The following is a 2,070-nucleotide window of genomic DNA, read 5'->3' as shown; positions in this document are numbered from 1 at the left end:
AGGTCACCATCACCGCCAGCAACACGCCGGTCTCGCGCTGGCGATCGTTCCAGTGCCGCCACAGCGCCGGCAGCGTGACGCCGCCGACGCACACCATGTACAGCGCCAGGTGCCCCAGGTGCTGGTGCTCGAACCACGACTTGATCAGCGGTTCACCGCTGATCATCTTCGCGGCCGTCCAGCCGAGCACGCCGGCCCCCAGGATGACGATGCTCGGGAAGCGGTCGACCAGCTTCAGGATCATCTGGCTGCCCCAGACGACGATCGGGATGCTGATCAACAGGCCCAGCACCACCAGCAGCATGCTGCCGTGGGCCGCACCGCCGATCGCGAGCACGTTGTCGACGCCCATCACCGCATCGGCGATCAYGATGGTCTGGATCGCGCCGCGCACGGTGGATTGCGGCTTGATGCTGTGGCCCTCACCGTCCTTGTCCTGCGTCAGGGTCCACGCGATCCAGATCAGCGCGAGGCCGCCGGCCAGCAGGAAGCCGGGGATCTTGAGCAGCCACACGACGATCAGCGTCAGCAGCGCGCGGATCACGATCGCGCCGGCCGTCCCCCACAGGATCACGCGGCGCTGCATCTCGGGCGGCACGTTGCGGGCCGCCAGGCCGATCACGATGGCGTTGTCGCCGGCCAGCACGAGATCGAGCAGCACGATGGCCATCAAGGCCGAGAAGAAGTCAGCTGAGAAGAGTTCCATGGTCCTTCACCTCGCAAGAGTGCACGCCGTGCGGATGCACGGCGGGTGAAGGTCTTGCCCACAGCGTTGGTCCATCGGTCCCACGCGCTGCTCAAGTGCCGGGGAACCGCGGGAGCGGCGCCCGTGCTGACGGCGGCTTGATCGGGGGGCTACTCCCCTTGCGAGGCCAGTGTCGCCGCAGCCGGCCTGGCGCGTCAATCGGGGGCCCCCCCTCTTCTCAGACGACGATCCTCAGACCATCGCGAGCGAGGTCTTGCGCCGCGGCGGCGGAAACAGCTTGTCGAGCGCGGCCAGGTCGGCCGCGCCGAGCTTCAAGCCGGYTGCGGCCAGGTTCTCGCGCAGGTGGGCCTCGCGCACGGCCTTCGGGATCGCGATCACGCCCGGCTGGTGCAGCACCCACGCGAGCGCGAGCTGGGTCGGCGTCACGCCGAGGGCGTCGGCCAGCGGCCGCAGCCCCGGGTGCGCGGCCAGCTCGCCTTGGGCCAGCGGGCTATACGCCATCAGCGGGACGTTGCGCTCCCGCTGGCGCGGCAGCAGGTCGAACTCGATGCCGCGCTCGCTCAGCGCGTAGTACACCTGATTGGTCGCGCAGGCCGCGCCGCCCTCCAGCCGCCACAGGCCGGCCATGCCGTTCGCATCGAAGTTGCTGACGCCCCAGGCCCGGATGCGCCCCTGCGCCCGCAGGCGCTCGAACGCATCGACCGTGTCGCGCAGCGGATGCGAGCCCGGCCAGTGCAGCAGGTAGAGGTCGACGTGGTCGAGCCCGAGGCGCTGCAGGCTGCGCTCGCACGCGGCCATGGTGCCGGTGCGGCTCGCGTTGTGCGGGTAGACCTTGCTGACGATGAACAGCTCGTCGCGCCGCACCGCGCCGGCACGCAGCGCCTCGGCAATGGCCTGCCCGAGGGCCTCTTCGGCGCCGCCCTCGCCGTACATCTCGGCGGTGTCGAAGAGCCGGTAGCCGAGGTCGATCGCCAGCCGGATCGCGGCCACTTCGCCACGCCTCGCCGCGGCCGATTCCCCCATGCGCCAGGTGCCGAGGCCGAGGCTCGGCACGGGGGGTCCGGAAGGCAGGGCGACGTGGTTCATGGAGATCTCCGAGGTAGGCCCCGAAGCCTAGCGCGAACAGGTTCTGCGGCACACTGCGAACCCTATGTCGGACGCCTCCTCAGATGCCCTGATCTCCCTGCGACAGGTCGACAAGCGCTTCGCCAACGGCGTGCAGGCGCTGCAGTCGGTCTCGCTGGACGTGCAGCCGGGCGAGTTCGTCTCGCTGCTCGGCCCGTCCGGTTGCGGCAAGAGCACGGTGCTGCGGCTGGTGGCCGGGCTCGAGCGCGCGRGCGCTGGCACGGTGCAGGCCCCGGCAC

At 70.4% G+C, this 2,070-nt stretch carries 3 protein-coding genes; 1 reads left to right on the top strand and 2 read right to left on the bottom strand.

Annotated features, from left to right (window positions below):
- Positions 1-706 (bottom strand): TerC family protein (locus AC1D12_RS31785; protein WP_477845160.1); only part of this gene is annotated, 706 nt, incomplete at its 3' end.
- Positions 707-937: 231 nt separating this feature from the next.
- Positions 938-1,792 (bottom strand): aldo/keto reductase, encoded by an 855-nt coding sequence (locus AC1D12_RS31780; RefSeq protein WP_477845159.1) that lies wholly within the window; start codon positions 1,790-1,792, stop codon positions 938-940.
- Positions 1,793-1,856: 64 nt separating this feature from the next.
- Here AC1D12_RS31780 and AC1D12_RS31775 point away from each other — a divergent pair.
- The coding region (locus AC1D12_RS31775) for an ATP-binding cassette domain-containing protein (RefSeq protein ID WP_477845158.1) at positions 1,857-2,070 on the top strand (214 nt) is incomplete at its 3' end.

It is taken from the genome of Rhizobacter sp. P1_G5, from assembly GCF_056405435.1.
Note: the sequence above shows the minus strand (reverse complement) of the source record. Positions and strands in the feature narration are given on the sequence as shown.